The 3,327-nt window shown below is 61.7% G+C and carries 4 protein-coding genes; 1 reads left to right on the top strand and 3 read right to left on the bottom strand.

What is annotated here, in order from left to right:
- Positions 1-86 precede the first annotated feature (86 nt).
- Positions 87-572 carry a transcription elongation factor GreB gene (greB, locus tag QHC67_RS18610; protein ID WP_319296643.1) on the top strand — a complete coding sequence of 162 codons (486 nt, stop codon included), beginning with the start codon at positions 87-89 and terminating at the stop codon, positions 570-572.
- Here the strand turns inward: greB and QHC67_RS18605 are convergent.
- The 3 genes from QHC67_RS18605 to QHC67_RS18595 are packed head-to-tail and all read right to left on the bottom strand — an operon-like array spanning position 569 to position 3,212.
- Positions 569-1,363, bottom strand: coding sequence for a polyphosphate kinase (locus QHC67_RS18605; RefSeq protein WP_319296641.1), 795 nt, complete (start codon positions 1,361-1,363; stop codon positions 569-571). The genes greB and QHC67_RS18605 overlap by 4 nt on opposite strands.
- A 31-nt stretch (positions 1,364-1,394) precedes the next feature.
- Positions 1,395-1,595: a hypothetical protein gene (locus tag QHC67_RS18600; RefSeq protein ID WP_319296640.1), complete on the bottom strand. Its 201-nt coding sequence runs from the start codon at positions 1,593-1,595 to the stop codon at positions 1,395-1,397.
- Between the two features lie 57 nt (positions 1,596-1,652).
- On the bottom strand, positions 1,653-3,212 hold the full coding sequence (locus tag QHC67_RS18595) for an alkaline phosphatase D family protein (protein WP_319296638.1): 1,560 nt from the start codon (positions 3,210-3,212) through the stop codon (positions 1,653-1,655).
- Between the last annotated feature and the right edge of the window lie 115 nt (positions 3,213-3,327).

Below are 3,327 nucleotides of genomic sequence, written 5' to 3'. Positions count from 1 at the left end.
CGCTTCAAATGACCGACGTCAAACTGTCGAAGTCCTCAGATCGATCCCCGAACGACCCTATTTCCGCACCCTGTTAAAGGGCCGGCATGACTCCGCATCCCAACTACATCACGCCGCAGGGCTACGCCGCCCTGCGCGAGGAATATGATCATCTGCTCGGCACCGAACGCCCTCGGATCGTCGAAGTGGTAAGCTGGGCTGCGGGCAATGGCGACCGCTCCGAGAACGGCGACTATCTCTATGGGCGCAAGCGGATGCGGGAGATCGATGGGCAACTGCGTCGCCTGTCGAAGAAGATGAAGGACGCGAAGATCGTCGATCCTTCGCAGCAGCCTGACAAGAGCCGCGTCTATTTCGGTGCAACGGTCATCATCGCAGACGAGGACGACAATCAGCGCACACTCACCATTGTGGGCAATGACGAGACGAACACCGATCAGGGCCGCATCGGCTGGGGCGCTCCGCTGGCTCGTGCGCTTCGCTCCGCAGCCGTGGGCGACGTGCGGCGGGTGATGCTTCCCGCTGGCGAAAAGGAGTATGAAGTGGTGGAGATCAGCTACCCGGCCGCTTAGGCCGGTGCTTGCTTCGCCTTGTACCCGAACGCCTGTTTAGCGAGCGCCACGACCGCGGGATCGGCGTCCGGCATGTCCATCGGCACCAGCTTCTCCAGTGTTTCAGCGACATAACGCAGCGCCGCGATGCGCCCGGCCTTGCGGCTGTTGTTGTCGATCACCTGCCAGCGCGCCTGTTCCGTGTCGGTTTTCCTGAACATGTCGTGCATCGCGTCGAGATACTCCGCGCGCTTGTTCCGGTTGCGGTAATCGTCCTCACCCGTTTTCCAGCGTTTCCACGGCGTATCCAGCCGCTCGGCCAGTTGCTTGTCCTGCGTTTCCTGAGTGATGTGGATGAACAACTTGACGATGTTCGTCCCCGAATCGATTTGCTGCGCCTCGAAATCGTTGATCTCTTTGTAGGACCGCTTCCAATCTTCCTTCGGGCAGAAGCCCTCCACGCGCTCCACCAGCACTCGGCCGTACCAGCTGCGGTCGAAGATCGCGATGTTGCGGTCGGCGGGCAGCCGGTTCCAGAAGCGCCAGAGATAATGGCGATGCCGCTCTTCCTCACTCGGCGCGGAGATCGGCCACACGTGAAAGTAGCGCGGGTCCCATTCCGCCGTCATCCGCTGGATGATGCCGCCCTTGCCCGCCGCATCCCATCCCTCGAACAGGATGACGCTGCGTTTGCCGTGGACGATGTGTGCGACCTGCACCTTGGCCAGCCGCTCCTGCAGGTCGGCTAGCGTGGCCTCATAGTCGCCAGTGAATTTGGCGCCTGACTCATGATCTTTGAGCTTTATCGTCATGGCGCCACCTTGGGCCGTCTCGACGGCAAAGTCAGCTATCGATCGCCTTGCGAATGCGATCGCGGACGACCTTGATGCGGTTGGCAGCTTCCGAAAAGGTCATGACATCGGCGCGATTGCCATTGGCGCGCGCATCCTTGGCCGAATCTTCATAGCCTTCAAGATCGGTTTCCAGTGCATCCACCAGGATTTCCGCTTCGTCTTCGGTGAAGGTCAGGGTGAGGTTCTTCATGGCGATGTTCTCCTTTGCGATGCCTCCTATTGCGCACGCCGCCACAGCGCAACAGCCTCAAGCAATGTTGAGGGCGGGTCGGCCGTGCTCCACGGTGAACGTCGCGGCCGTCGAGATCGGCGCGCCTTTCTCCGTCACCATCGGCACTACGCGGCACTGGCTCGTCCACGTCTCGGGCGTGACATCGCACAGCAGATAGCCGCGTCGGTCGCCGGTATATTTCAGGAACGGATTGCGCGCGATGATCCGGTCGGTGTTCGCCCGCTTGTCCGCTCCGTCGCCGCCCGAGGAGATGGACGTGCTGACGAATTCCACTGCAACCGCGTCTCCAGTGCCTTGCTTCTGGCGCAGTTCGCCCGCGAAGTTCTGATGCTCGTCGCCGGTCAGCACCACGACATTGTCATAGCCCTTCAGGCGCGAGAGGAGACGCTCCCGAGGCGCATCATAGGCCGCCCAGCTATCCATATTGCGGATCGCCGCAGGTTCGTCGCCAGTGCGGCGGTCGAGCGGCATGACCATCACCTGCTGCGCGATCGCGTTCCAGCGCGCGGCCTTCTGTTTGAGGTTCCGGTCCAGCCACGCCTCCTGCGCCTCCCCCAGCACCTGCGCTTTGGGATCTGACACACCTGCGCAGATCGTCTTGAACCCATCGTCGCAAGGCTGGTCGCTGCGGAACTGGCGCGTATCGAGAAAATGCAGATCGACCAGATTTCCGTATATCGCGCGGCGATTGATCTGCATGGCTCCCACTGTCGGGAAGGAGGACTTCCGCAGCGGCATATGCTCGTAATAGGCCTGGAATGCCGCGGCCCGGCGCAGCGCGAAAATCTCCTGAGGGTCGCCCCCCTGATCGATGAGCCCAACCCAGTTATTCTCCACTTCATGATCGTCCGGGGTCAGGAACCAGGCAGCGGCGGCGTGCGCTGCCTGCAAGTCCGGATCGAGCTTGATCTGCGTGTAGCGACGGCGATAATCCTCCAGGCTATAGAGCAACTGCCCTTCATGTGCCCGAACGAAGGGGCGCGGCAGGCCGTCATAGCCGAACGGCACCGGCGAACTGCGGCCTTCATAAATATAGTCGCCATAATGGAAAACGAACGCCGTATCCTCGTTGGCGAGATGGCGGTAGGCGGTGTACCAGCCATCCTCGTAATTCTGGCAGCCCGCGACGGCAAATCGCAGCCGGTCGGCAGCCGTGCCCGCAGCGGGGAGCGTCATCGCCTTCCCCCGCATAGACCGTTCCCGACCGATACGGAAGCGATACCAATAAGGTCGTGCCGGTTGCAGCCCCGCAACCTCGACATGGACGCTGTGATGCAGTTCCGGGCGGGCGATCGTCGTACCCTTCGCAACGACCGCATGGAACGCCGCATCTGATGCAACTTCCCAGTCGACGTCGACCGGAGCCATGGGCATGCCGCCATGGCTGTCCTGCGGATCGGGGCACAGCCGCGTCCAGATGACGAACCCGTCAGTCGCGGGGTCGCCCGCAGCCACGCCAAGGCGAAACGGATACGCCGTGAACAGCTGTTGTGCTCGGAGAATGGCAGGGGCGGAGAGTAGGCCACCCGCGGCAAAGGCACCGATCAAGGCGCGGCGAGAGAAGCTGTGAGACATCGATCCTCTAGGGTGAAAGAGGGTAAGGGAAGAGCGTCTTTAGCAGGGTGCGGAAATAGGGTCGTTCGGGGATCGATCTGAGGACTTCGACAGTTTGACGTCGGTCATTTGAAGC

Source organism: Sphingobium sp. (genome assembly GCF_033795625.1).
Lineage (GTDB): Bacteria > Pseudomonadota > Alphaproteobacteria > Sphingomonadales > Sphingomonadaceae > Sphingobium.
Note: the sequence above shows the minus strand (reverse complement) of the source record. Positions and strands in the feature narration are given on the sequence as shown.